The 1,177-nt window shown below is 70.2% G+C and carries 1 pseudogene; it reads left to right on the forward strand.

Annotated elements, in window-relative coordinates:
• Positions 1-804: 804 nt before the first annotated feature.
• Positions 805-1,177, forward strand: a pseudogene (locus FV228_RS30355) (S1 RNA-binding domain-containing protein); the annotation flags it as partial.

Consider the following 1,177-nt stretch of genomic DNA (forward strand, 5'->3'; position numbering starts at 1 on the left):
GTGCAGAACAGGGCTTTGCCCGTCATGCCGGTCGCGCCCTCTGCTGAACCCGGGCTCCCCTCTCCCGACCCGGCCTGACGGCCGGCCCACCCTCCCCCGCAGAGGGGGGAGGGAGACGCGTGCCAGGGTCCCGGCCGTTGCCCTCATTCCGTCAGCGATGGGCGAGGAGAGTGCGGCGTATCGAGCGTCCGCTGCCGAACCCAATGAAGAATCCCCCCGACGGAACCGAAGTGCCCCGCCCCACCGCCGTGACGATCCCGTGACATCGTCCCGCGCTTGACCCTTGCCAAATCCCCGTGGCCGTCTGTAATGATACTGACCCTTCTCCGGTCCCGCCGGCCGTCGTAACGGCTTGCGGACGCGGCCGAATTCCTTCGAGAAAACGGACGCGACGTCGCGGCGGGCCTGTTTGCCCGCCTGGCGGCGACGGGTGTTTTCCCGATCGGGCAGGTGTCGCACGACGCGGTGGAGCTGTTCCGCCGCATCCAGATTTCACGGCCGGTCCCATCCGGCCGAGATTGTTTCGCGAGGTCGGAACCAGGATGAACGGACGCACGGCTCAGCATGGCGCTGCGCGTGCCCCGGAGGCGCAGGATCTGCGTCGCACCGGCCCGTTCAGCCTACCGGCCAAGTTCAACCCCAGGCGCCCAGGGCGCCGAACGGCGGTTGACGGCAATTTCCCCTCGAACCCAGCCGCTTCGGCGACGAGGCCGGCTCCATGCGCGACCGTTCTGAGGTCGTGCGAGGCGCCGCCGGGACCACGGGCACGGAGAACGACGTCGGCCGCCATGCCGAGAGTCCGACATGGCCAACAAAATGCTGATCGACGCGATGCACCCGGAGGAGACCCGGGTCGTCACGGTCCACGGGTCTAGGGTCGAGGAGTTCGACTTCGAAGCCGCCAACCGGCGCCAGCTGCGCGGCAACATCTACCTCGCCAAGGTCACCCGGGTGGAGCCGTCGCTCCAGGCGGCCTTCGTCGAGTACGGCGGCAACCGCCACGGCTTCCTCGCCTTCAACGAGATCCATCCCGACTACTACCAGATCCCGCTGGCCGACCGGCAGGCGCTGCTGGAGGACGAGGCGCGCGACGCCGTCGCGCGCCGCGGCCGCCCGCAGCGCCGGCCGGGCGGCCCGCGGGCGCGGGTGGGAGTGGGGGGGGGTGTGGGTGAAGGCG

Origin of the sequence: Methylobacterium sp. WL18 (genome assembly GCF_008040015.1) — a bacterium.
Lineage (GTDB): Bacteria > Pseudomonadota > Alphaproteobacteria > Rhizobiales > Beijerinckiaceae > Methylobacterium > Methylobacterium mesophilicum.